The 26,232-nt window shown below is 56.0% G+C and carries 26 protein-coding genes and 1 pseudogene; 13 read left to right on the top strand and 14 right to left on the bottom strand.

What is annotated here, in order from left to right; genetic code table 11:
- The first annotated feature begins 51 nt into the window (after positions 1–51).
- From hxpB to KGA69_RS16250, 3 genes are all read left to right on the top strand, one after another.
- On the top strand, positions 52–720 hold the full coding sequence (hxpB, locus tag KGA69_RS16260) for a hexitol phosphatase HxpB (protein WP_045393217.1): 669 nt from the start codon (positions 52–54) through the stop codon (positions 718–720).
- A 127-nt stretch (positions 721–847) separates the two neighbouring features.
- Positions 848–1,438, top strand: coding sequence for a metal-dependent hydrolase (locus KGA69_RS16255; RefSeq protein WP_213292466.1), 591 nt, complete (start codon positions 848–850; stop codon positions 1,436–1,438).
- Between the two features lie 133 nt (positions 1,439–1,571).
- Positions 1,572–2,963 carry an L-cystine transporter gene (locus KGA69_RS16250; protein ID WP_213292465.1) on the top strand — a complete coding sequence of 464 codons (1,392 nt, stop codon included), beginning with the start codon at positions 1,572–1,574 and terminating at the stop codon, positions 2,961–2,963.
- A gap of 59 nt (positions 2,964–3,022) precedes the next feature.
- On the opposite strand, the gene cedA is transcribed toward KGA69_RS16250, so the two are convergent.
- Positions 3,023–3,262: a cell division activator CedA gene (gene cedA / locus KGA69_RS16245; RefSeq protein ID WP_045393220.1), complete on the bottom strand. Its 240-nt coding sequence runs from the start codon at positions 3,260–3,262 to the stop codon at positions 3,023–3,025.
- A 205-nt stretch (positions 3,263–3,467) separates the two neighbouring features.
- Here cedA and katE point away from each other — a divergent pair, with 205 nt between their 5' ends.
- Positions 3,468–5,726 carry a catalase HPII gene (gene katE / locus KGA69_RS16240; RefSeq protein ID WP_213292464.1) on the top strand — a complete coding sequence of 753 codons (2,259 nt, stop codon included), beginning with the start codon at positions 3,468–3,470 and terminating at the stop codon, positions 5,724–5,726.
- 41 nt (positions 5,727–5,767) lie between these two features.
- Here katE and chbG read toward each other — a convergent pair whose 3' ends face one another.
- The 8 genes and pseudogenes from chbG to osmE all read right to left on the bottom strand — a co-directional run bounded on the left by chbG (position 5,768) and on the right by osmE (position 11,680).
- A complete protein-coding gene (chbG, locus tag KGA69_RS16235; RefSeq protein WP_045393226.1) occupies positions 5,768–6,526 on the bottom strand; it encodes a chitin disaccharide deacetylase in 759 nt (252 codons plus the stop codon).
- A gap of 12 nt (positions 6,527–6,538) precedes the next feature.
- Positions 6,539–7,885 (bottom strand): 6-phospho-beta-glucosidase, encoded by a 1,347-nt coding sequence (locus tag KGA69_RS16230; RefSeq protein WP_045374759.1) that lies wholly within the window; start codon positions 7,883–7,885, stop codon positions 6,539–6,541.
- 102 nt (positions 7,886–7,987) lie between these two features.
- Positions 7,988–8,812: a transcriptional regulator ChbR gene (gene chbR / locus KGA69_RS16225; RefSeq protein WP_072251555.1), complete on the bottom strand. Its 825-nt coding sequence runs from the start codon at positions 8,810–8,812 to the stop codon at positions 7,988–7,990.
- Between the two features lie 27 nt (positions 8,813–8,839).
- A complete protein-coding gene (gene chbA / locus KGA69_RS16220; protein ID WP_015366185.1) occupies positions 8,840–9,187 on the bottom strand; it encodes a PTS N,N'-diacetylchitobiose transporter subunit IIA in 348 nt (115 codons plus the stop codon).
- 52 nt (positions 9,188–9,239) lie between these two features.
- A complete protein-coding gene (gene chbC / locus KGA69_RS16215) occupies positions 9,240–10,598 on the bottom strand; it encodes a PTS N,N'-diacetylchitobiose transporter subunit IIC (protein ID WP_015366184.1) in 1,359 nt (452 codons plus the stop codon).
- An 11-nt stretch (positions 10,599–10,609) separates the two neighbouring features.
- A pseudogene (locus KGA69_RS24150) lies at positions 10,610–10,675 on the bottom strand (hypothetical protein); the annotation flags it as partial.
- Positions 10,676–10,745: 70 nt separating this feature from the next.
- Positions 10,746–11,066 (bottom strand): PTS N,N'-diacetylchitobiose transporter subunit IIB, encoded by a 321-nt coding sequence (gene chbB / locus KGA69_RS16210; protein ID WP_015366183.1) that lies wholly within the window; start codon positions 11,064–11,066, stop codon positions 10,746–10,748.
- Between the two features lie 275 nt (positions 11,067–11,341).
- A complete protein-coding gene (gene osmE / locus KGA69_RS16205) occupies positions 11,342–11,680 on the bottom strand; it encodes an osmotically-inducible lipoprotein OsmE (protein ID WP_045393231.1) in 339 nt (112 codons plus the stop codon).
- A 295-nt stretch (positions 11,681–11,975) separates the two neighbouring features.
- Between osmE and nadE the strand changes: the two genes are divergently transcribed.
- Both nadE and cho read left to right on the top strand, forming a co-directional pair.
- On the top strand, positions 11,976–12,803 hold the full coding sequence (gene nadE, locus KGA69_RS16200; RefSeq protein WP_045393234.1) for an ammonia-dependent NAD(+) synthetase: 828 nt from the start codon (positions 11,976–11,978) through the stop codon (positions 12,801–12,803).
- 101 nt (positions 12,804–12,904) lie between these two features.
- Entirely contained in the window at positions 12,905–13,768 is an 864-nt protein-coding gene (cho, locus tag KGA69_RS16195) for an excinuclease Cho (RefSeq protein ID WP_045393237.1), read from the top strand.
- Positions 13,769–13,860: 92 nt separating this feature from the next.
- Here cho and spy read toward each other — a convergent pair whose 3' ends face one another.
- From spy to KGA69_RS16170, 5 genes are all read right to left on the bottom strand, one after another.
- Positions 13,861–14,343, bottom strand: coding sequence for an ATP-independent periplasmic protein-refolding chaperone Spy (spy, locus tag KGA69_RS16190; RefSeq protein WP_045393240.1), 483 nt, complete (start codon positions 14,341–14,343; stop codon positions 13,861–13,863).
- A gap of 367 nt (positions 14,344–14,710) precedes the next feature.
- Positions 14,711–15,673 carry a succinylglutamate desuccinylase gene (gene astE, locus KGA69_RS16185; protein ID WP_213292463.1) on the bottom strand — a complete coding sequence of 321 codons (963 nt, stop codon included), beginning with the start codon at positions 15,671–15,673 and terminating at the stop codon, positions 14,711–14,713.
- 73 nt (positions 15,674–15,746) lie between these two features.
- Positions 15,747–17,222: a succinylglutamate-semialdehyde dehydrogenase gene (gene astD, locus KGA69_RS16180; protein WP_213292462.1), complete on the bottom strand. Its 1,476-nt coding sequence runs from the start codon at positions 17,220–17,222 to the stop codon at positions 15,747–15,749.
- Positions 17,219–18,253: an arginine N-succinyltransferase gene (gene astA, locus KGA69_RS16175; RefSeq protein WP_032711851.1), complete on the bottom strand. Its 1,035-nt coding sequence runs from the start codon at positions 18,251–18,253 to the stop codon at positions 17,219–17,221. Before astA ends, astD begins: the two co-directional genes overlap by 4 nt.
- Positions 18,250–19,470, bottom strand: coding sequence for a succinylornithine/acetylornithine transaminase (locus tag KGA69_RS16170; protein WP_045393249.1), 1,221 nt, complete (start codon positions 19,468–19,470; stop codon positions 18,250–18,252). The genes astA and KGA69_RS16170 overlap by 4 nt, the downstream gene beginning before the upstream one ends.
- Positions 19,471–19,916: 446 nt before the next feature.
- Here KGA69_RS16170 and xthA point away from each other — a divergent pair, with 446 nt between their 5' ends.
- The 7 genes from xthA to KGA69_RS16135 all read left to right on the top strand — a co-directional run bounded on the left by xthA (position 19,917) and on the right by KGA69_RS16135 (position 26,177).
- Entirely contained in the window at positions 19,917–20,723 is an 807-nt protein-coding gene (gene xthA / locus KGA69_RS16165; protein WP_015366172.1) for an exodeoxyribonuclease III, read from the top strand.
- Between the two features lie 200 nt (positions 20,724–20,923).
- Positions 20,924–21,583, top strand: a complete 660-nt coding sequence (locus KGA69_RS16160; protein ID WP_411710447.1) for a TVP38/TMEM64 family protein — start codon at positions 20,924–20,926, stop codon at positions 21,581–21,583.
- On the top strand, positions 21,576–22,280 hold the full coding sequence (locus KGA69_RS16155; protein WP_049060476.1) for a TVP38/TMEM64 family protein: 705 nt from the start codon (positions 21,576–21,578) through the stop codon (positions 22,278–22,280). The genes KGA69_RS16160 and KGA69_RS16155 overlap by 8 nt, the downstream gene beginning before the upstream one ends.
- Positions 22,277–22,840, top strand: coding sequence for a carboxymuconolactone decarboxylase family protein (locus KGA69_RS16150; protein ID WP_015366168.1), 564 nt, complete (start codon positions 22,277–22,279; stop codon positions 22,838–22,840). Before KGA69_RS16155 ends, KGA69_RS16150 begins: the two co-directional genes overlap by 4 nt.
- A 9-nt stretch (positions 22,841–22,849) precedes the next feature.
- Entirely contained in the window at positions 22,850–24,028 is a 1,179-nt protein-coding gene (locus tag KGA69_RS16145; protein ID WP_045393254.1) for an ABC transporter substrate-binding protein, read from the top strand.
- A complete protein-coding gene (locus tag KGA69_RS16140; RefSeq protein WP_045393256.1) occupies positions 24,001–25,533 on the top strand; it encodes an ABC transporter permease subunit in 1,533 nt (510 codons plus the stop codon). The genes KGA69_RS16145 and KGA69_RS16140 overlap by 28 nt, the downstream gene beginning before the upstream one ends.
- Positions 25,533–26,177, top strand: a complete 645-nt coding sequence (locus KGA69_RS16135; RefSeq protein WP_047045092.1) for an ATP-binding cassette domain-containing protein — start codon at positions 25,533–25,535, stop codon at positions 26,175–26,177. Before KGA69_RS16140 ends, KGA69_RS16135 begins: the two co-directional genes overlap by 1 nt.
- The last annotated feature ends 55 nt before the right edge of the window (positions 26,178–26,232 follow it).

Raw genomic sequence — 26,232 nt, 5'->3', positions numbered from 1 at the left:
TATACCATATGGACAATTTCGTTATCTACTTACGCCAATGGAGAGGAACTTATGTCAGCAAAGCGTCAGATTCTTGCCGCTATTTTCGATATGGATGGCCTGCTTATCGATTCAGAGCCGCTATGGGACCGCGCAGAGCTGGAGGTACTGGAAAGCCTCGGAGTGGATATTAGCCGCCGTGATGAATTACCTGACCTGCTGGGGCTGCGCATCGACCTGGTGGTCGATTTATGGTTTGCGCAACAGCCCTGGCGCGGCCCGGACCGCGCGGAGGTAACCGCCAGCATTATCCGCCGGGCCATTCAGCTGGTCGAGGAGTCACGGCCGCTACTGCCCGGCGTGCGTGAAGCCGTGGCGTTGTGTAAGGCCGAAGGACTAAAAATCGGCCTCGCCTCCGCGTCGCCGCTGCATATGCTGGAAAAAGTGCTGGAAATGTTTGAACTTCGCGACCAGTTCGACGCGCTGGCCTCAGCCGAACATCTGCCTTACAGCAAACCGCATCCCCAGGTTTATCTTGATTGCGCCGCGAAGCTTGGCGTCGCGCCAATGTCCTGCGTGGCGCTGGAGGATTCTGTTAACGGCATGATTGCCAGTAAAGCGGCGCGGATGCGCTCGATTGTGGTTCCGGAAGCAGAAAACAGCCGCGATCCGCGCTTCGTACTGGCCGATGTGAAACTGGCGTCTCTGCAGCAGCTGACGGTAGCAGACCTGCGCGGCTAAACGACTTGCGCTGGCATTAATGTCGTCAAAATATGTCAACCTTGTGACAAAGAGTTACACCGTCACCTCTTCCGTATACTGTATAAAAACCCTATACTGTATGAATTGACAGTTTAGGGTTTTTATCATGACGGCGGAAGGCCACCTCTTCTTTTCTATCGCCTGTGCGGTATTTGCAAAAAATGCAGAATTAACCCCCGTGCTGGCGCAGGGGGACTGGTGGCATATCGTTCCTTCCGCCGTGCTGACCTGCCTGCTGCCCGATATCGACCATCCTAAATCTTTCCTCGGGCAGCGTTTAAGCTGGGTCTCAAAACCGGTAGCCCGCGCCTTTGGCCACCGGGGTTTTACCCACAGCCTGCTGGCGGTATTCGGCGGGCTGGCGCTGTTCTATCTAAAAGTGCCGGAGAGCTGGATAATCCCGGCCGATGCGCTGCAGGGTTTAGTGCTTGGCTACCTCAGTCATATACTCGCCGATATGCTCACCCCGGCCGGCGTACCGCTGCTGTGGCCTTGTCGCTGGCGGTTCCGTCTGCCGATCCTCGCGCCGCGCAAAGGCAATCAACTCGAGCGCGCGCTGTGCATGGCGCTGTTCATTTACGCCGTCTGGATGCCGCAAAGCATGGCCGAAAATAGCGCCGTGCGCTGGTCATCAAATATGATTAATTCGCTGCAAATAACCTTTAATCGTTTTATTAACCATCAGGCTGAACGATAAATACGCTAAATAATTTTTTGGTTATAACCCATTCCATTTGAGTATAAGAAAGCAATAAGGCCTTCTGCTACTCTTGGCGCCATAAGAGTTGGTTTCAGACCAACCCAGGTAACAAGATATCAGGAGAACGGGGATGAATTTTCCATTAATAGCGAACGTTGTCGTGTTCGCGGTTTTACTGTTTGCGCTGGCTCAAACCCGCCACAAACAGTGGAGCCTCGCTAAAAAAGTACTGGTCGGTCTCGTTATCGGCGTTATTTTTGGTCTTGGCCTGCAGCTGGTTTACGGCTCCGACAGTCAGGTTCTGAAAGATTCTATTCAGTGGTTCAATATCGTCGGTAACGGCTACGTGCAACTGCTGCAGATGATTGTCATGCCGCTGGTCTTCGCCTCCATTTTGAGCGCGGTGGCGCGCCTGCACAATGCATCACAGCTGGGGAAAATCAGTTTCCTGAGCATCGGTACGCTGCTGTTCACCACCCTAATCGCCGCGCTGGTCGGCGTGCTGGTGACCAACCTGTTTGGCCTCACCGCTGAAGGCCTGGTGCAGGGCAGCGCGGAAACCGCTCGTCTGAACGCCATCCAGAGCAACTATGTCGGTAAAGTATCAGATCTGAGCGTTCCGCAGCTGATCCTGTCGTTTGTGCCGAAAAACCCGTTTGCCGATCTGACCGGCGCGAACCCGACCTCGATCATCAGTATCGTTATCTTCTCGGCGTTCCTTGGCGTCGCGGCGCTGAAGCTGCTGAAAAACGATGTGGAGAAAGGCCAACGCGTCCTGACCGCCATCGACACGCTGCAGGGCTGGGTGATGAAGCTGGTGCGTCTGGTGATGCAGTTGACCCCGTACGGCGTACTGGCACTGATGACCAAAGTGGTTGCCGGTTCCAACCTGCATGACATCATCAAGCTCGGCGGTTTCGTGGTGGCCTCTTACATCGCGCTGGGGATCATGTTTGTGGTACACGGTCTGCTGTTAGCCGTCAATGGCGTCAGTCCGCTGAAGTATTTCCGTAAAGTCTGGCCGGTGATTACCTTCGCTTTCACCAGCCGTTCCAGCGCGGCGTCTATTCCGCTGAACGTGGAAGCGCAGACGCGCCGTCTGGGCGTGCCGGAATCTATTGCCAGCTTCTCCGCCTCATTTGGCGCGACGATTGGTCAGAACGGCTGCGCCGGTATCTATCCGGCGATGCTGGCGGTAATGGTAGCGCCAACCGTTGGCATCAACCCGCTGGATCCAATGTGGATTGCCACCCTCGTGGGTATCGTCACCGTAAGCTCCGCGGGCGTAGCCGGCGTTGGCGGCGGCGCGACCTTCGCAGCCTTGATCGTGCTGCCGGCGATGGGTCTGCCGGTCACGCTGGTCGCACTGCTGATTTCCGTCGAGCCGCTGATTGATATGGGCCGTACCGCCCTTAACGTTAACGGTTCAATGACCGCCGGCACGCTGACCAGCCAGTGGCTGCGCCAGACGGATAAAGCCATCCTCGATAGCGAAGAAGACGCCGAACTGGCGCATCGCTAACGTTAACAGCCACAAAAAAGCCGCTGAATTTCAGCGGCTTTTTTATTTTACCCGCGAGGTCAGGCCTCTATTTCACCTTCCTGGCGTATCTGATTAGCCCAACGCTGCGCCGATTCCGGCACGGTGAACGCCGGTGAACGGCGGAAACGCTCGCCCATCAGTACAAAGGCGACATATTTGCCCCGCAATATCCAGACATCGCGAAAATGGTCCATTTTAACGGCATGATCCGGCGGCGCAGGCTCGACGCGCGGCACGTAGCTAATGACAGGGCGATTTTGTTGGCGCAATGTTTTCATAACAGATGGATTCACTAAGCAAAGCGGGAACATAAACCCCTATCATAGCCGATCGCCCCCCTTTTCGTCGCCCCTCCTCCGCTAATGCGCATTTTAGGATAACTCTATTCGTTTCTGCCCGGCGAACCCAGAACAATGTTCTATAGTTAGAAGGGTTTTGGTTTAGCAACGACCACTTTTAGCAATGAAAGCAGGAGACGAGCAGATGTCAGAAAAACACCACGACCCACACAGCCGACAGGCTCCGGTACACGATAGCGATGAAGCAAAACCGGGCCTCGATTCACTGGCGCCAGAAGACCGCGAGTGGCGCCCTACTCCCCAGCCAACCGCACCCGGGGAGGAGCCGACGGCGCCCGGCAGCCTGAAAGCGCCGGATACTCACAGCATAAAATTAGATACGCTTGAGCCGCAGCGTAAAGGCGGCGAAAACTTCCCGCTGACCACCAATCAGGGGGTACGCATCGCCGACGATCAAAACTCGTTACGCGCCGGCAACCGCGGACCAACGTTGCTGGAAGATTTTATCTTACGTGAGAAAATTACCCACTTTGACCATGAACGCATTCCCGAGCGTATCGTTCATGCTCGCGGTTCCGCCGCGCACGGCTATTTCCAGCCTTACAAAAGCCTGAAAGAGATTACCAAAGCCGATTTTCTGTCCGCGCCGGAAAAAATCACCCCTGTTTTTGTCCGCTTCTCCACCGTTCAGGGCGGCGCGGGCTCGGCCGATACCGTGCGTGATATCCGCGGCTTCGCCACCAAATTCTATACCGAAGAGGGCATTTTCGACCTGGTGGGCAATAACACGCCTATTTTCTTTATCCAGGATGCGATTAAATTTCCTGACTTTGTCCATGCGGTGAAACCCGAACCGCACTGGGCAATTCCGCAGGGACAAAGCGCCCATGACACCTTCTGGGACTATGTTTCGCTGCAGCCGGAAACATTGCATAACGTGATGTGGGCCATGTCCGACCGCGGCTTGCCGCGCAGCTATCGCACGATGGAAGGTTTCGGCATACATACTTTCCGTTTCATCAACGCCGAAGGCAAAGCCACCTTCGTACGCTTCCACTGGAAGCCGGTGGCCGGTAAAGCATCCCTGGTGTGGGATGAGGCGCAGAAATTGACCGGCCGCGACCCGGATTTTCATCGCCGCGACCTATGGGAAGCCATCGAGGCTGGCGATTATCCGGAGTTTGAGCTCGGCCTGCAGTTAATTCCAGAGGAAAACGAGTTCGATTTCGACTTCGATCTGCTGGATCCGACCAAACTCATTCCGGAAGCGCTGGTGCCCGTGCAACGAGTCGGCAAAATGGTGCTTAACCGTAACCCCGACAACTTCTTCGCTGAGAACGAACAGGCGGCATTCCATCCGGGTCATATCGTGCCGGGTATCGATTTTAGTAACGACCCGCTGCTGCAAGGGCGACTCTTCTCCTATACCGATACGCAAATTAGCCGCCTCGGCGGGCCAAATTTCCACGAAATTCCGATTAACCGCCCTACCTGCCCGTATCATAATTTCCAGCGTGACGGCATGCACCGAATGGAGATTGATACCAATCCAGCAAACTATGAGCCCAACTCTATCAACGATAACTGGCCTCGCGAAACGCCGCCGGCGCCGAAACGCGGCGGCTTTGAATCACTGGCGGAACGCGTTGATGGCGAGAAAATCCGTAACCGTAGCCCCTCCTTCGGCGAGTACTACGCCCAGCCTCGCGTGTTCTGGCTCAGCCAGACGCCGATTGAGCAGCAGCACATTATCGGCGGCTTTAGTTTTGAGCTGAGCAAAGTGGTCAGAGTCTGGATCCGCGAGCGGGTGGTCGATCATCTGGCGCATATTGATATCGGGCTGGCGGAAGCGGTAGCCAACAATCTCGGTATCGAACTCAGCGATGAGCAGAGGAATATTGCCCCGCCAGCGCCGGTTAACGGCGTGGAGAAAGATCCAACCCTCAGTCTTTACGCTGATGGCGATGGCGACGTAAAAGGACGAATTGTCGCGGTATTACTCAACGAGAAGACCTGCGCGCAGGATGTACTCAACCTGTTGCAAGCGCTGCAGGCCAGAGGCGTCCACAGCAAACTGCTCTATTCGCGTATGGGCGAAGTCAGCGCCGATGATGGATCGCAGCTACCGATCGCCGGAACCTTCGCCGGCTCGCCATCGTTGACGGTTGATGCGGTTATCGTTCCCGGCGGCGATCTGAGCAGCATCAGCGATAACGGAGATGCCCGCTACTATCTGCTGGAAGCTTATAAGCATCTGAAGCCTATTTTACTGGCGGGCGATGCGCGGCAGTTTAGTTCGCTGCTACAGGTGCCCGCTGCGGGTGAAGAAGGGGTTATCGAATGCGACGCGATTAATACGCTTAGCGTCGATAAACTGCTGACGCTACTGGCCGCGCATCGCGTCTGGTCAAGAAGCAGTAAAGTTGCGGCCATACCCGCGTAACAAAAAGCCCGGCAGTTCATGGCTGCCGGGCTTTCCTCTCTTTATACGTCGCGATAGTTTCCGAGCCGGTAGCCGCGTTCCGCAATAGCGTACTTCAGTTCGCCGGACGTCAGCACGTCCAGTTCGGTCAGCCGCGGATAGCAGTAAGCGCTGCCCATAATGGTGTTATCGACAAATGCCGGATGACACATCACTTCCAGCGAGTTTTCCTGCCGTTCAAGTGAGGCATCCAGCGTCTGCAGGAACAGCGCTTGTGAAACCGCTTCACCGTAAAATTCGCTGCTGAAGCCATCGCTACTGCGCGCCGCATCCTGATCGAGGCCATTCAGCGCCGCCACCTGGCGGTCGATACGCAAAGCGACGCCCTTTTCGCGCGCAAAAGCGGCGACGATGTGGTAGATCTGCGCGATCATATGCACGTGGTGGTGGCTGTCGATATGGGTCGGTTCGCAACCAAACAGTTCTATAAAACGCCGGTACTGGCACTCCAGTTCGTGGGCGATCTCATCCAGCGGCAGGCTGTCTTCTTCCGCCATCTGCCAAATCCATTTGCCCAACCGCCCGTCGCGGGTTAACCCCGGCATCGCCGATAATGGCTCGCCCAGCGTCAACACAAAGTGCATGCCCACCGCCAGCTCGGGCAGGCTGCGACTCAACTGGGCGGCGTGGCCGATAGCCGCGCCGTTGACCAACGCCGTGGTCGACGTCACCAGTCCGTTCCTGCAGGCTTCGATAATGCCGTAGTTCTGCCCTTTGCTCAGGCCATAATCATCGGCGTTAACGATCAATACGCGTTCCATCGGCCGCTCCCGTTACTGTTTCAGTTTTTCGATAGTCGCTGCAAAGTTCGGCAGCCACTTCTCATGGGCGAGGATCATCTCCCGCGCCAGCTGCTCGGCATCGCGATCCGAATGAATCAGCGGACTTAAATTCAGCGCCAACAGTACGTCATTAAGCTCGCCGCTTATTGCCGCCTGGCTGGCCGCCACTTCAAAGCCTTTGATGGTATAAATCAGCCCCAGCACTTTTTCATCAAAATGCGTGATTCGCGGCGTGGGCTTCGCACCGTCGCGGCCCAGCGTACAGGTCATTTCTACCGCCCAGTCGGCCGGAATATTATCAACGTGGCCATGGTGCGGAATATTCACATAGTGCTCGGCCTGCTTATCATTGTAAATGGCGTTAATCACCTCGCAGGCGGCATCAGAGTAGTAAGCACCGCCTCGCTGCTCAAGCTCCTTCGGCTTAATGTTCAGATCCGGATTTTTGTACAGTTCGAACAGCTGTTTTTCAACCTTCTGTACGACCTGAGCGCGCGCGCCGCCTTTGTAGTACTCGCCCATCTCAATCGCCAGCATCTCTTTTGGCTTGAAGTAATAAAGCAGATACGAGCATGGGATCAGGCGCAGTGAGCGAATCAACCCTTCGCTAAACGGCAGGTCGAAGATATTTTTCACCGAGTTCGCGGTCAGGCGGCCAGAAGCCACGCCGTCCAGCAGTTCATCGAAGCGCGACACGCCATTGACCAGCACATCGCGAACGAACACCAGGTGGTTAAGGCCGAACAGATCGATATTCAGTTCATCGCTCGGGCTCAGCTGCAGCACATCGGTAATAAACATCTTCATACCGATTGGAATGTTGCACACGCCGATAAAGCGTTTGAAATTGGTGTGGCGATATACCGCCTCGGTGACCATACCCGCCGGGTTGGTAAAGTTAATGATCCACGCATCGGGGCAAATTTCCTGCACATCTTTGACGATATCGAAAATCACCGGGATGGTACGCAGGCCTTTAAACAGGCCCCCAGCACCGTTGGTTTCCTGGCCAAGATAGCCATGGCTTAGCGGGATACGTTCATCTTTTTCACGCGCTTTCAGCTGGCCAACGCGCAGCTGCGTGGTGACGAAATCCGCCCCTTCCAGCGCCGCGCGGCGATCCAGCGTTTTGTAGACTTTCATCGGCACGCCGGCTTTTTCCACCATCCTCTGGCACAGCGCATGGATGATATCGAGCTTTTCCTGCCCTTCTTCCACGTCCACCAGCCACAGTTCCGTTACCGGCAGCTCGTGATAGCGTTTGAGGAAACCTTCCAGTAATTCCGGGGTATAGCTGCTGCCGCCGCCGATAGTCACGACTTTTAATTTCTGGCTCATATCTTTCTCCCTTAGGCGCTACGCGTAGACGTAGACCGCTCTCCGCATAAATGCGGACAGTTAACTTGAATGAATAAACCGCGCGGTAAATACCGCTGCGAGTTAATTAATATTGGTCAGTTGTTTGCGATAACTGCTTGGCGTAAAGGAAGTCAGCTTTTTGAATGTTTTAATAAACAGACTTGGGCTGCTATATCCTGATTCATACGCAATATCAGTGACCGAATAGTTGGTAATTTCCAGCTGTTTTTTCGCGAAATTGATGCGGATATCATTAATGATCTGCATCGGCGTCTTACCATAATAGCGCTGGGTCGCCCGGGTTAAATATTCTTGCGTTTTCCCGGACAATTGCACCATATTTTCCAGCGCGCTTTCGCCAAATTTGTTTTTATCGTGCATATCTTCTACGGTATTTTTCAGCCAGTGAGGAATCACATCTTCAACGGGCTCTTCACGATAATGACGTAAGCGGTTAATGGTGTAAAACGAGACCAGTTCAATAAACTCGTCAAATTCAGTCTCGCGAAAATTCAGTGAAGCAATAACCGACTCGATATAACTGAGAAAGGCGCTTTGCACCGCATAGACCTGAGAGGCGACCAGACCGAACGGCAGCAGCGGCAGATAATGTTTCTCAAAGAAGCGTCTGCTGATGCCAACGTTAAGAATGCGCGTCGCACCAAACTCGTAAAAGCTCTGATGGTGCGACCCCATTGGGATAAAGACAAAGTCCCCGCGCTCCAGCAACACCCGCTTGCCATTAATTTCCTGATAATAGCGCCCGGTTAAAACGATAGTGAACTCGTAGTAATCATGCTGGTGAAGCCCGCTCACGCTCTCCGTTTTGTTATAGATGACCACATGAAAGTTTTTCCCGTTGAAGAGCTGTTGTTCCCTGGCGGTACTGATCTCGGTGGTCATCATCTTCGGCTGCCTCATCGTTCGGATAGCCTATTGTACCTTCTCGTGCAGCTCGATCAATTCGGCCACCAGTTCACGGGCCAGCATTGAGGTCATCAGATGATCCTGCGCATGAACCAGCACCAGACTCACCTTCATCTTGCCCTCGCCTTCATCGCTTTCAATAAGCTGGGTCTGGACGCGATGCGCTTCGCTCAGCGCCATCCGCGATTGCTCCATCATCGATTTCGCGGCGGCAAAATCCCCCTGCTTCGCCTGCTTCAGCGCCGCATAGGCCAGGCTACGCGCCTGTCCGGAGTTGATAATCAGCCCCATCACCACCTCTTCGAGGTCATTTTCCGGGGTTTCTACCGCGTCGATGTTATCCAGATCAAACATAATATTTCCCTCGTTTCTCAGGCGGTACGGGGAGAGCCCGTACCGCTCGACATCAGAATTTCAGTGCGTTAGCAATATCTTCTTCGCTTTCTTCCTGCTCGATGGTGCTCTGCGCTTTGTTCGACAGGATGACGAACGGCAGGTACACGGCAGTAGCGACACAAAGGTTGAAGAGCGCGACCAGCAGGGCAGCAACGCTACCGTTACTGTTAAAGAAAGCGCCCAAACCGGTTGGCATCGTCCACGGCGCAAGGTTGGTCACCGGTGGGATAATGCCCAGGCTATAAGCGGCCAGCGTAATCGCGGCCAGAATCGGTTGGACCAGAACGAACGGGATGAACATGACCGGGTTCATGATGATCGGCAGACCGAACAGAATCGGTTCGTTAATCTGGAAGATGCCTGACGGCAGCGCCAGCTTAGCGACCTGACGATGATCGGCGCGGCGAGAAGCGATGAAGATGGCGATAATCAGACCCAGCGTCGCACCGGAACCACCCAGCAGGATGTAGGAGTCGAGCATCGGCTTCGCCCAGAAGTGGAACTGTTTGCCGGCTTCGATGGCCGCGTCGACAGAACCATACTGGTTATACAGCGCGATGTTTTCCAGCGCCCACGGCGTCATAATGCCGTTATCCAGCGCGGTCAGCGCCAGCGAACCGTGCACCCCGAAGAACCACAGCAGGGAGTTAAAGATTACGTACGCCCAGCCAACGACGCTGCCCATCGCCGCCAGCGGCGTGGAGATGGAGTCCATGATGATCTGATGGAAGTTGCTGCCGTAGTTTGACAGAATCCACGAAATAATGCCGAAGACCGACAAAATCAGGAAGCCCGGGATCAGCGCCGAGAAGGAACGCGATACCGATGACGGCACGCTATCCGGCAGTTTAATGACCCAGTTGCGACGAATGACAAAGGTGAACAGTTCCGCCACCACCAGGCCGATAATCATCCCGGAGATAATGTTCTGCCCGCCGAGCCAGTTGGCGCCGACGGCGTAGGCTTCACCCACGCTATAAGGCGTGACGGTCATAAAGGCGGCGACCGCCAGCAGACCGGCAGCCATGGGGTCGACTTTACGCTCTTCGGCCAGCGCGGCGCCGATAAAGAACGGCGCCATCAGCGACATAATGCCCAACGTACCGTTATAGACATTACCGCCGATGGCTTTAAAGCCGTTTAAGGTTTCAATGGTGGAGGCATCCAGGCGAATCCCCATTGAATAAAAGAAAGAACCTTCACCAAAGCTCAGAAAAACGTTGTTGATTAATACGAACATGGCCCCGGCGAGGGTCAGCGGCATTAATTTAATAAAGCCGTTTTTAATCGCATTAATGTGCGGTTGCTTTCCTATTTTAACAGCAAAAGGAAGGAGTACCTTTTCAAGCGAATCGATCACTTTACTCATAGTCAATACCCTTAAAAGCCGCAATAAAATATTACGGCGATGATGTATGAAATTACTCTTTGACGGGAAAATAAACTGTTGAATATAGTGGCGGCTAGTATTAATTAACTACCAGACGCCAGAATATCGCGAGTTTAAAAAATAAAATTATTGTGCAGCAGCTTTCTTAATGGCCGCGACGGCCGCTTTCAATACACCTAAGCCATCAACTTTACCGTACAGAATGGAATCAATGACCTCTACCGGCTTGTTCGGCAGCAAACGTTGGATTTCCGGCAGCATATACGCAATTTGTGGCCCTAATAATACGACATCAGCTTCCGGCCCTTTTTCACCGGCCAGCGTTTCAGGATACGCTTCAATAATTACCGGGACTTCATATTTTTCTGCCTGGGCACGCATTTTGGAGACCAGTAGTGAAGTGGACATGCCAGCCGAGCAGAACAGATAGATATGTTTCTTTTCCATGAACGCTTCCTCAATTTGTAGGACCTGGGCCTCAGCAATGACTGAGAGCCGGTAAGACTGGTAACTTTAGGTTAGTTTTGTTTATGCATTGAGTATACGGCAACATTTGGCGGCAGGATAATTCCCTGTTGAACAGAATTGTCTCTCATTGACCTCGCGTTTTGACTACCCTCACATTTCCCCCAAATAATTCGCGCAATTAAATAAGCATTAGCCGCCATAAAAAAGCCCGACCAATGGTCGGGCTTTCGTAGCTCTCAGCTTGTGACGCGTAGTTATTTGCTGTTACGCGGATCGGTGTCGTACTCGGCGCAGGTCTGGTAGCCGGAGTTCATCACGTGGCCGGTCTCGTCCAGCGCGACGAAGTAGGTTTCAATTTTACCATCCCGTTGACCCAGGATATAAGTCTGGCAAGTTCCGCGAGCGTGAATCATGGTGACTTCAGACGACGGTTTACCGGCAATCTGCATAACCTGGCTGCGGGTCATGCCTTTTTTGACATCCTTAACAACTGGCTGTGTGAACTGGTCTTTGGTGCGGTCATAGGCCGTACACCCCGCCAGCATGGTTAATACTGCCGCTGCGCCCATCAATCCTGCTAATTTTTTGTTCATATTCCGTCCTCATTATGTAATCGGCGTGTTTTAAGCCTGGAATAAAAAGCGTTATTTTTCAAGCCAAACGTCGAATTCATGTAAATTCAGAACTTTTCTGGTAACCAGATATGTGCAAAAAAACAGCGGCGCAGCGCACTCTACTTCCAACTACCTTCCGCACCATAATTAAATGCTATGCCATTGGTTGCCTTCTTTTCCGTCAGTCAGCGGTACCAGCCTTGTCGTTTCAGCAGCAAAGAGGTAGTTTTAGACCATGCTGGTTGCCATACAGGCTCACTTTCCGGAGGGCGTAATGACGCTTCAACAACAAATTATTCAGGCGCTGGGCGCGAAGCCGCAGATTGATGTCGAAGGCGAAATTCGCCGCAGCGTGGATTTCCTGAAATCCTATCTGCAGACCTACCCGTTCATTAAATCACTGGTGCTCGGCATTAGCGGCGGCCAGGATTCGACCCTTACCGGCAAACTATGCCAGATGGCGATCGATGAGCTGCGTGCCGAAAGCGGCGATCGCAGCCTGCAATTTATCGCCGTGCGCCTGCCTTATGGCGTCCAGGCCGATGAGCAGGATTGCCAGGATGCCATCGAATTTATCCAGCCCGACCGCGTGCTGACCGTCAATATTAAAGGCGCGGTGCTGGCCAGCGAGCAGGCGTTGCGAGAAGCGGGTATTGAGCTGAGCGATTTTGTTCGCGGCAACGAGAAAGCCCGTGAGCGAATGAAAGCGCAATACAGTATCGCCGGCATGACCAAAGGCGTGGTCGTGGGAACAGATCATGCCGCAGAAGCGATCACCGGCTTCTTTACCAAATACGGCGATGGCGGTACCGACATTAATCCTATCTTCCGTCTCAATAAACGTCAGGGCAAACAGCTACTGGCGCAGTTGGGCTGTCCTGAGCACCTTTATATGAAGCAGCCGACCGCCGACCTCGAAGATGACCGCCCTTCTCTGCCGGATGAAGTCGCGCTGGGCGTGACCTACGAAAACATTGATGACTATCTGGAAGGCAAAACCCTGGACGAGAACATCGCCAAAACCATCGAAGGCTGGTATCTGAAAACCGAGCATAAGCGCCGCCCGCCGATTACCGTCTTCGACGATTTCTGGAAGAAGTAACTACTCCCCTGTACCCCGGCCAGCGCCGGGGTTATTTTTTGTTCTTTTCGCCATAAAACTCGCCTGCTATACTGGATGTATGAACAGTATCAGGAGTTGTTGTGGCCAGAAAACAATCTGCCCCGCGTCTGGAATTTGAAGCGGCGGCAATCTATGAGTACCCCGAACACTTGCGTCCATGGCTTGAGGCCTTGCCAAAGCTGCCTGGGGTGTATCAGTTCCATGGTGAAAGCGAGACGCTGCCGCTTTATATCGGTAAGAGCGTGAATATCCGCAGCCGGGTGCTGTCGCATTTGCGTACCGCTGATGAAGCCTCCATGCTGCGCCAGGCGCGGCGCATCAGCTGGCAGCGGACCGCCGGGGAATTAGGCGCGCTGTTACTTGAAGCGCGGTTAATTAAAGAACAGCAGCCGCTGTTTAATAAACGACTGCGGCGTAATAAGCAGCTCTGCTCCTGGCTGCTGGAGGCGGGTAAACCGCAAGTTGTGTATGCGCGAGAAGTCGATTTCTCCCATCAGCAGCACCTGTACGGCCTGTTCGCTAACCGCCGCGCGGCATTAAAGGCGCTGCAAACCATCGCCGATGAGCACCGTCTGTGTTATGGCATTCTGGGGCTGGAGCCGCTGAGTCGCGGGCGCGCCTGTTTTCGTTCCGCGCTGGGGCGCTGCGCCGGCGCCTGCTGCGGTAGAGAGCGCGTCGAAGATCATAACCAGCGGCTGCTGGCGCAGATGAGTAAGCTTCAGCTGGTGTGCTGGCCGTGGGCGGGTCCGGTGGCGCTGGAGGAGCGCGGTCCGGATATGGTCCAGTACCACATCATTCATAACTGGCTGTGGCTGGGCGCGGTGGATTCGCTGGCGCAAGCTGCTGAACTCACCGCACTGCCAGCCGGTTTCGATCACGATGGCTACAAGATCCTTTGTAAGCCTTTGCTCAGCGGTGAGTATCAGCTGCACCCGCTTGGCTAATGATATCGTAAACGTAAAAAACCGCCGGCCCTGCCCAAAGCCTTACTGGCAATGATTGGGCAAGACCGGCGGTCTTCATTCTTCGCGCTGAGTTACTCAGCAGGTACAGGCATTTTACCTTCCGGCGCTTTACGTTCTGTCAGATGCTTCTCAAAATTCGCATTGAACTGTTTTTTCTGTTCCGGCGTCAGGATGTTGTAAATCTTGTTCTGGGTTTCCATGCGGGAAAGCATCATCTCTTTATGCTGCGCTTCCATTTTGTCGATCTGCGCGCTGGCTTTCGCTTTGTCGAAAGTATCGCTGGCGATCAGATCGTGCATGGCGCGACGTTCGTCAAGGGACGGACGTTTCATGTTTTGGCGTTGGCTTTTCATGATGTCACGAACCTGCTGTTTTTGCGCATCGGTCAGGTTCAGGTCTTTGAACATCATATCGTGATGACCCGGCATACCTTTATGGTGCATCATCGGTTTGCTATCGGTTTGGGTGGTAGCGGTGGTATCGGCCGCGTGAGCCAGGTTAGCAGCACCCAGAGCCAGAGTAGAGGCAACAAACAGAGCAGTAATCTTCTTCATGGTTATGTCCTTACTATCAGTTATTCTGACGGCGCATTGCCGTGTTGACGAGATTAACTTTACGCGCTTTATCGTCAATTAGTCAGTGCAAGCGTAAAACAATGAAAGTGTAAAAAACATTTTCTCACCAATTGTGGAGAAAATAAGGAAAATGAGGAAGGATATGCAACAAAAAATAAATAACAGGCTGTTTTATAAGGAAAGTATGAAGATTATAAAACAGTGGAGATTAAAAACAAAGCATTTAACCAGGAATAATCCGCAAACTATGCCAATGGCACAAATAAATAAGATCGGCGCGCAGCCATATTTCACTCGATATTCACAACCGCGAACGACAACGGCTGTGAATAGTTAAGAAAGGAAATTACAACCGTTCCAGCATCAGCCCAGCCCGTAGCCCTGGCGCCACGCCGGGGTTGGGAAACAGCACGTACTCCTGCGCCTTTTCGACGACATAGCGCGTTTCGCCATCCTCAGCCAACAGCGTCCCGGCGCTGAACGGCGTAAAATTGAGCGTCTCCCCTGACATATACAACCGGAACTGGTCGCTGTGGCGCGTGATCTGCTGCACCACCCGGTAGCGCAGCGGCGCAGTCGTTTCTTCCACCGCCAAATCGCCCACCAACAGCCTGCTTAACGCCCGCTGCGTCGCTGAGAACTGGGTTAAATCGTTGTCGCCAAAAGGCAGCGCTTTGCCCAACTCCAGCGTACAGGCCAGCGCGGCAAAACGTTCGCAGCTAAAGTGGGTAAAGGTTCCCGCCGGTTGTTGATGGAACACCAGCGCCTCCAGCCCGGCCGCGCCAAGCCAGCTGAGAAAATCTTCGCCCCACGGCTTCTCGCGTGCCGGCAACACGCCAAAGCGCGGATGCAGCGAGCCGCGAATAGCGGTATGCATATCCATGTGCCAGCGCACGCCATGGCTATCGCTAAAAAAACGCGTCACAGCGCTTTCCAACTGCCGCGCCCGCACCGTTTCACCACTGGGCGCGAACTTGCGCCAGCGTTCGCCGAACATGCGGTTCATATCGCTATCGAGATAGCGTTTATTTTGCCGCAGCGCCGGCGGGTTGCCGAATATCACCAAAACACGCCAGCGCAGCGGCAGTTCGCCGCTAAACAACTGCTGAAGCAAAGCGTTGACTATCTCCACCGGCGCGGTTTCATTGCCGTGAATACCGCAGGAGAGCACCAGTGAACGTTCGCAGCGCGCATGCGGGGTCAGCAGCAGGATGCCGCAATCGATCCAGTGCCAACGAAAATGGGCGGTTTCGCCATGAAAATGATGCGGCCAGCGCCCCGCCAGAGTTAGTGCCAGAAAGTCGTCCACGACGCCTCCTCTATTACTGAAACGGATCGAGGAAAACTCGCAGGGCCGAGAATCCCGGCCCCGCGAACTTTCATCAACTTGCCTGCGATGAAAAATCCAGCCCCGGACTGAGCGTCTCCGGTAGCGTCAGTTCGGCGGATTCCAGGCTGGCCATCGGCCAGGCGCAATAATCGGCGGCGTACCAGGCGCCTGGACGATGATTTCCCGAGGCGCCGGTTCCGCCAAACGGCGCGGTACTGGCAGCGCCGGTGAGCGGCTTGTTCCAGTTGACGATCCCGGCGCGGGCCTCCAGCAACAGGCGCTCGAACTTATCGCGCTCGGCGGAAATCAACCCGCAGGAGAGACCAAACCGGGTGGCGTTAGCCATCGCGATCGCTTGCTCGAAATTGTCATAGCGCCACACGCACAACAGCGGGCCAAAAACTTCTTCATCCGCCACCTGCTGCACGTTGCTCATGTCGATGATCCCCGGCGTCAGCAGCGAGGTACCGTCGCGCAGCAGGCGCGGCTCCAGTAACGTCTGTCCGCCGCTCGCCACGTGCCCAAGCCAGGCCTGATGCACCTTTTGCGCGGCCTGCGGCGATACCAGTCCGCCCAGGAACGGCTGCGGCTCCGCATCCCACTCGGCGGGAATAAGACGTTGTGACACCGTCACTAAACGCTGTAAAAACGCATCGCCCGTCGCGCCGCGCTTCACCAACAGACGGCGCGCGCAGGTGCAGCGCTGCCCGGCGGTGATAAACGCCGACTGAATTGTCAGGTGGACCGCAGCGTCAATATCCTGCGGTTCGTCAACAATCAGCGGGTTGTTACCGCCCATTTCGAGGGCGAGGATTTTTTGCGGCTGCCCGGCCAGTTGACGGTGCAGTTGGAAGCCGGTCGCGGAACTGCCGGTGAACAAGAGACCGTCGATATCCGCCTGCCCGCTCAGCGCCTCGCCGGTCTCCCGGCCGCCCTGCAGTAGATTCACGACTCCAGCGGGTAAGCCCGCCTCCGCCCACAGCTTAACCACCGCTTCGCCGCTTTGCGGCGTAAGCTCGCTGGGTTTAAAGACGATGGTATTACCGGCGAGTAGCGCCGGTACAATATGTCCGTTAGGTAAATGGCCCGGGAAATTATAAGGCCCGAATACTGCCAGTACCCCGTGGGGACGGTGGCGCAGGGTGGCGGCGCCGTCGGCCATCGCCGTCTCGCTCTCGCCGGTGCGGCTATGATAGGCGCGCACCGAGATCGCCACCTTATTTATCATGGCGGTAATTTCCGTGGCCGCCTCCCAGCGCGGTTTACCGGTCTCAGCGGCAATAATCGCCGTCAGCTGGCTTTTGTTCGCTTCCAGCAGCGCCGCAAACTTCTCGACGATCGCCTGACGCGCGCTAAATGGCAGGCGGGCCCAGGCGGGAAAAGCCTGACGCGCGGCGCTAACCGCCTGCGCGACCTGCCCGGCGTCGGCGTCATTCCCCTGCCACAGCAGCGCCTGGTTGACCGGGTTATATTTACTGCGCTGCGGGCCGCGCCCGTTTTGCCATTCGCCGTTAATCCATAAACTCATGATGCTTTCTCCTCGGGGATCAGGCGGACCATCCGTACGCGGTCGCCTGGGTGGCATTTCAGCGTATCCAGCTCACGCGCGCTCAGCAGCAACGTTTCGCTATCCGGGTCGGCATGGACCAGGATGGCGCGGAACTGCTGATACTGCTCGTTGGTGACAAGACACTGCGGCCACTCTCCCGGCGCAGGCTGCCCTTCCTCCACCGTCAGCAGGCGACTTTTGCGTATCGCCCGCACCCGGTCAATTTCGCACTCCAGCGTCGGGCCGCCGTCAAAAATGTCGATGTAGTTGTTAAAACGGAAGCCTTCTTTTTCCAGTACCGCACGCGCAGGCGCCGTTTGCGGATGAACCTGGCCGATGACCGCCCGCGCTTCATCGGAGAGAAAGTCGATATATAACGGATGTTTTGGCATTAATGCGGCGATAAACGCTTTTTTACCGGTGCCGGAGAGATAGTCGGCGCGGGAAAATTCTATCGCGAAGAAGCGCTTGCCAAGGCTTTCCCAGAACGGCGAATAACCATGCTCATCAATCACGCCGCGCATCTCGGCGACCACTTTGTCATTAAAGTGGTCGCGGAAACCGGCCATAAACAGCAGTCGCGATTTCGACAACAGGTAGCCGTTGCCCTCTTTACGCCATGCCGGATCGAGAAACAGCGTGCAGAGTTCGCTACAGCCGGTGTGATCGTTGCTAAGGAACAGCGTCGGCAGCGCGTGATAAACATTGAGCTCTTTTGAAGCATGTACCTGGGTGCCGACCCGATAGTTGTACCAGGGATCGTTGAGGCCAACGGCGACTTCAATCGCGCAGATCCCAACGACCGCACCGCTGACGCTATCTTCCAGCACAAAGACATAGCCCTGTTCGCTTTTCGGCAGTTCGCCGCGCCAGGTCCGCTGGGAGCGTTCAATGCGGGCAGCCAGAGTGGGTTCGTCCGCCGGCAGCGACGTCAGGCCGCCGCCGGTTTCTCCCGCCAGGGCCATCAGCCCCGGCAAATCGGCTTTTTCAACCGGTCGGATCACCATCATGATGAAACTCCCGCAAGGAAGTGACGGCAGGCCAGCTCAAAGCGATCGAGACCGGTTTTAACCTCTTCCTCGCTCACGTTAAGGGCCGGGGCGAAGCGAACGACGTTTGCCCCGGCTATCAATACCATCAGCCCGTCTTCCGCCGCCTGGGTACTGATGGCTTTTGCTTTTCCGGCATATTCGTCGTTCAGTACGCAGCCAATCAGCAGCCCCAGTCCGCGAATTTCCTTGAACAGGCCGTATCTGGCGTTAATCGCGCTCAGGCGTTCGCTAAACCACTGATGACGCTGTTTAACGCCGTTCAAAAGCGTCGGGGTATTGACGATAGACAGCAGTTCCCCGGCAACAGCGGTGGCGAGTGGGTTACCGCCGTAGGTCGTGCCATGAGTGCCGACGGTCATCACGCTGGCGCATTTCTCCGTCGCCAACAGCGCGCCGATCGGGAAGCCGCCGCCCAGCGCTTTCGCCGTCGACAGGACATCCGGCGTCACCCCGTAGTGCATATAGGCATACAATTCGCCGGTACGCCCGACGCCGGTTTGTACCTCATCAAAAATCAGCAGCGCGTTGTGCTGGTCACACAATTCGCGCAGGCCGCGCAAAAATTCCGCTTTCGCCGGCACCACGCCGCCCTCGCCCTGCATCGGCTCGACGATTACCGCGCAGGTGTCGTCATTAATCAGCGCGCGCGCCGAGTCGAGGTCGTTATAGGTAGCATGCTGGATCTGCGGCGGCAGCGGCGCAAAATCCTGCGAATAGGAAGGCTGACCGCCGGCGGAGACGGTGAACAACGTGCGCCCGTGGAAAGCGTTTTTGAAGGCGACAATGCCGCTTTTGTGGCTGCCGTAATGATCGTGGGCGTATTTACGCGCCAGTTTCAGCGCCGCTTCGTTGGCTTCGGCGCCGGAGTTACAGAAGAAAACGCGGTCGGCAAAGGTGGCGTCGATCAGCTGTTTGGCAAGGCGCAGCGCCGGTTCATTGGTGTAACCGTTACCGGTATGCCAGAATTTTCCCGCCTGCTCGGTCAGCGCTTTTACTAGCTGTGGGTTAGCGTGTCCCAGCGCATTCACCGCGATACCGCCGGCAAAATCGATATACTCTTTCCCCTGCTGATCCCACAACCGTGAACCTTCGCCGCGTACCGGAATAAAAGCCGCCGGCGCATATACCGGCATCATCCATTGATCAAAATTGCTACGCGTAATTGACTGAGACATATCGACCTCTTCCGGTAAATTAAAAGTAAGAACAATGTTAAAATTTATGAGTTATTACGCTGTAAATGTAGATTGCACGCATCGTGCCAGCCAGAGGCAAAAATGCATAAATTGAGCTCAATCACGTGATATCAACGAGTTACAGGCACTAATTATTCAACAAAAATGCATATCTAGTGAATAATTATCAGGTAAACGGCGCTGGATAGTGGAAAAAGACGATAAGTTATGCAGCGATAAGATATAATTCTGTAATTGTGATCCTCTACGAAATTTATCGTAGATATCTGCGCTTTTTTGGCGCGACATGCGCCAAAACGGTGCATAATTTGTGCGATTCGCTCGCCAACCGCAGTAATCGGTAGAATTAACCACCTGCCGGCAGCCACCATGATGAAATTCTGCTAACATCCTTGCACTATTCACCTTGCACAGTGGCAGCGACTATGAAATTCATCTCTTTTAATATCAACGGCCTGCGTGCCCGCCCCCATCAACTGGCCGCCATCGTCGATAAACATCAGCCCGATGTTATCGGTCTCCAGGAAACCAAAGTTCACGACGATATGTTTCCTCTCGAAGAGGTGGCGAAGCTGGGCTACAACGTCTTTTACCATGGGCAAAAAGGCCATTACGGCGTGGCGCTGCTGACCAAAGAGACTCCGATAGCCGTGCGTCGCGGCTTCCCGGGCGACGGCGAAGATGCGCAGCGCCGCATCATCATGGCGGAAATCCCCTCACCGTTTGGCAATGTCACGGTAATTAACGGCTATTTCCCGCAGGGTGAAAGCCGCGACCACGAGACCAAGTTCCCGGCAAAGGCGGCGTTTTATCAGAATCTGCAGAACTACCTCGATACCGAGCTGAACAAAGAAAATCCGGTGCTTATCATGGGCGATATGAATATTAGCCCTACCGACCTTGATATCGGCATCGGCGAAGAGAACCGCAAGCGCTGGCTGCGCACCGGTAAATGTTCGTTCCTGCCGGAAGAGCGTGAATGGATGGATCGTCTGCTGGGCTGGGGCCTGGTCGATACCTGGCGTCACGCCAACCCGGATAATCATGACCGCTTCTCATGGTTCGATTACCGCTCTAAAGGTTTTGATGACAACCGCGGTCTGCGTATCGACCTGCTGCTGGCAAGCTCGCCGCTGGCCCAGCGCTGCGTCGAAACCGGCATCGATTACGACATCCGCGGCATGGAAAAGCCTTCCGACCATGCGCCGGTATGGGCAACCTTTAAGCCGTAATTCTTCTTTGGGGCTCCGGCGTGGAGCCCCGCTATCCTGAGCAAAATCAATAAAGTGAACGGTATACATTGTCGCTCACGGCAATTTACTATACTGTCGCGCGCACCCGGCGTTTCCTGCCGGGCAAAACGAAGACAGGAGACCCCTCATGCAAAAGAAGCCGTTACCAGGCACGCTATAAACTGCTGTTTGCCGTACTCCTGTTTGCCCTGCTGGCATGGCTTGTTCATCACGCCGGGCTGACGAGACTGTTCAGCCACCTTCACGATCTTCAATTACTTATTCTGCACAGCGGTAGCGCAGGTTATGCGCTTTATATCCTGTTGTTTATCATCGCCACCTTGTGCCTGATGCCCGGCAGCGCGTTGGTCATCGTCGGCGGTATGATATTTGGCCCCTGGTTGGGCACGTTACTGTCGCTTATCGCCGCAACTGTCGCCTCATCGCTGTCGTTCCTGCTGGCCCGCTGGCTGGGGCGCGAAGCGCTGCAGCGCTATTGTGGTCACCATGCCGTTTTTCAGGCGTTCGAGCGCGGTATTGCCCGCAGCGGCTGCGATTTTCTGATTTTCACCAGGCTGGTGCCGCTGTTTCCTTATAATCTGCAGAACTATGCCTATGGACTGACGGCGATCCCCTTCTGGTCCTTTACGTTTATCTCCACCATCGCCACCCTGCCGGGATTGTTTATTTATACTTTTATGGCCAGCGAACTGGCCCGCGATGGCATCACCCCGGCCTTTATTGGCAAACTCAGCATCGCCGGCCTGGCGCTATTTGTATTAACTCAGGCCGCCAGGCGTTATGGCCGCTATAAACACATTAGTGTCGCAACATCCGCGGTAGGCGATGAAAATGGATAACAGAAAACGGCTGTGGCTCTCACGCGGCGCTATCGTCCTGCTGGCGCTGGCAGCACTCGTCGGCTGGTGGTTAATACCGGGCGTACGCTCCTTTCTGCAACATAGCCTTAGCGCGTTTGCCACCCTCGATCAGCAGGCGCTGGAGCGTTTTATTGACGCTTATGGCCCGCTGGCGGCACTGGTCTCTTTCGGTCTGATGATCCTGCAGGCAATTGTCGCGCCGCTGCCGGCGTTTTTAATAACTTTTGCCAACGCTTCGCTGTTCGGCGCACTGTGGGGCGGCGTATTGTCATGGGTCAGCGCGATGGCTGGCGCGGCGCTGTGCTTTTTTATTGCCCGCGTACTGGGCCGTGAAGTGGTAGAAAAACTGACCGGCAAGGCGGTATTACAGAGCGTAGATGGCTTTTTTAGGCGCTACGGCAAGCACACCATCCTGGTTTGCCGCCTGCTGCCCTTCGTCCCTTTCGATCCGGTGAGCTATGCCGCTGGGCTAACCTCAATCCGCTTTCGCCATTTTATGTTTGCCACCGGCGTCGGCCAATTACCGGCGACTATCGTCTACTCGTGGGCCGGAAGCCTGCTGACGGGGGGGCGGTTCTGGCTGCTCAGCGGGTTATCTATTATGTTCGCTTTGGCTATCGTAGTCGCGATAGCCAGGGCGCAATACGTTGTGCATCACAACAGGAAATCGCCATGAATCTACCGCCGTTAACGTCGATTCCATTGATCCTGCGCCCGCAGGCATGGCTACACCGTCGCCATTATGGCGCGGTGCTCAGCCCTATCCGCTGGTGGGGTCGCATCCCGCTGGCGTTTTATCTGGTTTCGATGTTTGTCGGATATCTGGAGCGCCGGCGCTCGCCGCTCGATCCGCTGCTACGCTCGTTGGTGAGCGCCCGTATCGCCCAACTGTGTCACTGTGAATTTTGCATTGATATCACCAGCATGAAACTGGCGCAGCGCGCCGGCGGCAGCGAAAAACTATTGGCGGTTAACGACTGGCGCAATAGCGGATTATTCAGCGATAGCGAACGGTTGGCGCTGGAATATGCCGAAGCGGCGAGCATGACGCCGCCCGCCGTCGATGACGCGCTGCGCGCCCGGCTGGCGCAGCAGTTCGATGCTCAGGCGTTAACCGAGCTAACCGCGCTGATCGGCCTGCAAAATTTATCCGCGCGCTTTAATTCCGCGTTGGCGATCCCGGCGCAGGGCCTGTGCCAAATCCCGAAGCCCGATGTTTCCGACACTCATCCCTAAGGAGTCAATATGCGCAGTCTGCGTTATTGTTTAATTTGGCTTGCCGCGCTGCTGCTGGCCCCGACTCTCGCCAACGCCGACGAGAGCTGGCAGAGCATCAGCCAGCAGGCGCGTGGCCAGACGGTATGGTTCAACGCCTGGGGCGGCGACCCGGCGGTTAACCGCTACCTCGACTGGGTCAGCGCCGAGGTTAAACGTGATTACGCCGTCGATCTGCGTATTGTACATATCGCCGATGCCGCCGATGCGGTTAAGCGTATTCAGACCGAGGCGCGTGCCGGTCGTTCCCGCGGCGGTTCAATCGATTTATTGTGGGTTAATGGCGAGAATTTCCGCACGTTGAAGCAGGCGAATTTACTGCGCAGCGGCTGGGCTGAAAAGCTGCCTAACTGGCGCTACGTCGATACGCGAAAACCGGTTCGGGAAGATTTCTCCCTCGCCACCGATGGCGCGGAGTCCCCGTGGGGTGGCGCGCAGCTGACCTTTATCGCTCGCCGCTCGCAGCTGTCTGCCCCCCTGGACAGCGCACAGGCGCTATTGGCGTTCGCCACAGCGCATCCAGGCAGCGTCACCTATCCGCGGCCGCCGGATTTTACCGGCACCGCTTTCCTTGAGCAGTTGCTGATCTCGCTAACCGATCGACCGGATGCCCTGCGCCAGCCGCCGCAGGCGGCCAGTTTCGCCGCGGTGACCGCGCCGCTATGGGACTATCTCGCCAGGCTACACCCGCTGCTCTGGCGCCAGGGTCGCGATTTTCCGCTGTCACCGGCGCGGATGGACGCGATGCTGTCGCAAGGCACGCTACAACTATCACTCACTTTCAATCCGCTGCATGCGCAGCAAAAAGCCGCCAGCGGCGAACTTCCGCAAGACAGTTATAGCTTCGGTTTCAAACAAGGGATGCTCGGCAACGTGCATTTTGTCGCTATCCCCGCCAACGCCCGCGCTACGGCAGGCGCACAGGTGGTTGCCAACTTCCTGCTATCGCCGCAGGCTCAGCTACGCAAAGCCGATCCGCAAATCTGGGGCGATCCCAGCGTACTCGATCCCGAAAAACTCAACGACGCCCAGCGCGCCGCATTGTACGCCGTGCAACCGAAAGCGACGCCGCCGATGCTGGCTGAACCGCACGCCGCCTGGGTTGACGCGCTGGAGCAGGAATGGTTGCGCCGCTACGGTACCCACTAATTGCGCTGACGTGGGGAGCGATAGCGCTTGTCTATCTCCCTCTGCTTCCCGCCGCCGCGCTGATGGCGGTACCTGCCGTCGACGCCGCGGCCTGGCGGGCGCTATTAAGCGATCCGCAGTTGCCGCAGGCGCTGGCGGCGACGCTAGCTTCTACGCTGCTGGCGGTGGGCGGCGCGCTGTTCATCACCCTGACGGTGATTGGCGCGTTATGGCCAGCCGCCGGCTGGCAGCGCCTGGCGAGAAGATTACCGCTGCTGCTGGCGGTACCCCATGTCGCTTTCGCCACGGCCGCCCTGCTGCTATTTGCCGAAGGCGGCTGGCTGTATCGGCTGTTTCCCGCGTTGAGCCCACCGGCCGATCGCTACGGTATCGGTCTGGGCCTGACGATGGCGGTCAAAGAGAGCGCTTTTTTACTGTGGGTGGCGTATGGCGTACTGGGTGAAAAACAGCTGGCGGCCCACACCGTAGTCATGAAAACCCTCGGCTACAACCGCTGGCAATGTCTGCAGTGGATTATTGTGCCGGCGCTACTGCCATCGATGAGCCTTGTTCTGCTGGCCACCGTTGCATGGAGTCTGTCGGCGGTGGATGTCGCTTTAGTGATCGGTCCGGGAAATCCGCCAACGCTGGCGGTACTGGCGTGGCAGTGGCTTAATCAGGGCGATCCGCTGCAACAGGCGAAAGGTGCGTTGGCCAGCCTGCTGTTGTTGGCGTTCACGTTAATCTTCGCGGCCATAGCATCGGCAGGCTGGCGCCGTTGGCGGCAAACTATTCCCGCACTATGCGGCAAGCGCGCCGCCCCCGCCAACGCTGCGACCGGACGTATTCTGGCGCAGGTGGTACCCGCCTGCGGTCTGGTTTGCGCATTGTTGTTGGCTGGCATTTCGCAATGGACGCAGCCAACGGCTGAGGCGATCGGTAACAGCCTCTGGCTGGCATTGGGCGCAGCGATACTGGGAGCCGCGCTGTGTCTGCTGTGGCTGGAGTTCGGTCCCGCCAGATATAACGGACTCTGGCTGCCATTAATCATCCCGACGCTGCCGCTTGCCGATGGTCAATATCAATTAGCACTCGTGGGCTGGCTCGACGGTCAATTGATGACGGTATTATGGGGGCATCTGTTATGGGTCGTGCCATGGATGCTGTTTATCCTCTCCCCGGCGTGGCGCAATCTTGATCCACGGTTGTTATTAATTGCCCGTACGCTTGGCTGGCGGCGCGGCCGCCTGTTTTGGCGGGTCAAACTGCCGTCAATGGCGCGACCGCTGCTCACCGCGCTGGCGGTCGGATTTTCGGTGAGTATCGCGCAATATCTGCCGACCGTGTGGCTCGGCGGCGGACGGACGCCGACGTTGACCAGCGAAGCGGTAGCGCTGAGCAGCGGCGGCGACAGCACACGGCTTGCCGCACAAGCGCTGTGGCAATTGCTGCTACCGGCGATCTGCTTTATGGTTACTGCGCTGATGGCCTGGTTTATGGGCCGTCGCCGCCGGGGATTACGCTAATGCTAACCGTTAACGACCTGACATTAACCCTCCACCGCCAACCGCTGTTGTGTGGAGTCAATTTTTCTGTCGCTCCCGGCGAAGTGTTGACCCTGATGGGCCCTTCCGGCAGCGGTAAATCAACCCTTTTTGCCTGGATGATCGGCGCGCTTGCCGACACCTTTCGCGCTGAAGGTGAATTATGGCTCAACGAACGCCGCTGCGACGGGCTCGCCACCGAAGCGCGGCGCATTGGCATCCTGTTTCAGGATGCGCTACTGTTTGACCACTTCAGCGTGGGGCACAATTTACAGCTCGCCCTGCCTGCGGAGATCCGCGGCGCGGCGCGGCGGGCCGAAGTCGAGCACGCGCTGGCGCGCGCCGGTATGCCGGGCTTCGCCTCGCGCGATCCGGCCACGCTCTCCGGCGGACAGCGCGCGCGCGTCAGCCTGCTGCGCGCCCTGCTGGCGAGGCCGCAAGCGCTGCTGCTGGATGAGCCTTTTAATCGCCTGGACGCAGAACGCCGCGCCGATTTTCGCCAGTGGGTATTTGCGGAAATTGACCGGCTGGCAATCCCGGCGGTGCTGGTGACTCACGACAGCCAGGATCTCCCGCCGGGCGGACGCTATATTAATATCGCCGCCTGGCAGGCAAATTCCGTCTAACCTGCGTTATCGCAAAGAAATTCCCTTATCAGGAGCAGAGAATGAGCCCTCCTCT

The sequence above is a fragment of the Klebsiella sp. A52 genome (assembly GCF_018388785.1).
Lineage (GTDB): Bacteria > Pseudomonadota > Gammaproteobacteria > Enterobacterales > Enterobacteriaceae > Klebsiella > Klebsiella aerogenes.
The sequence above is the reverse complement of the archived record's forward strand: the minus strand, read 5'-3'. Positions and strand labels throughout refer to the sequence as shown.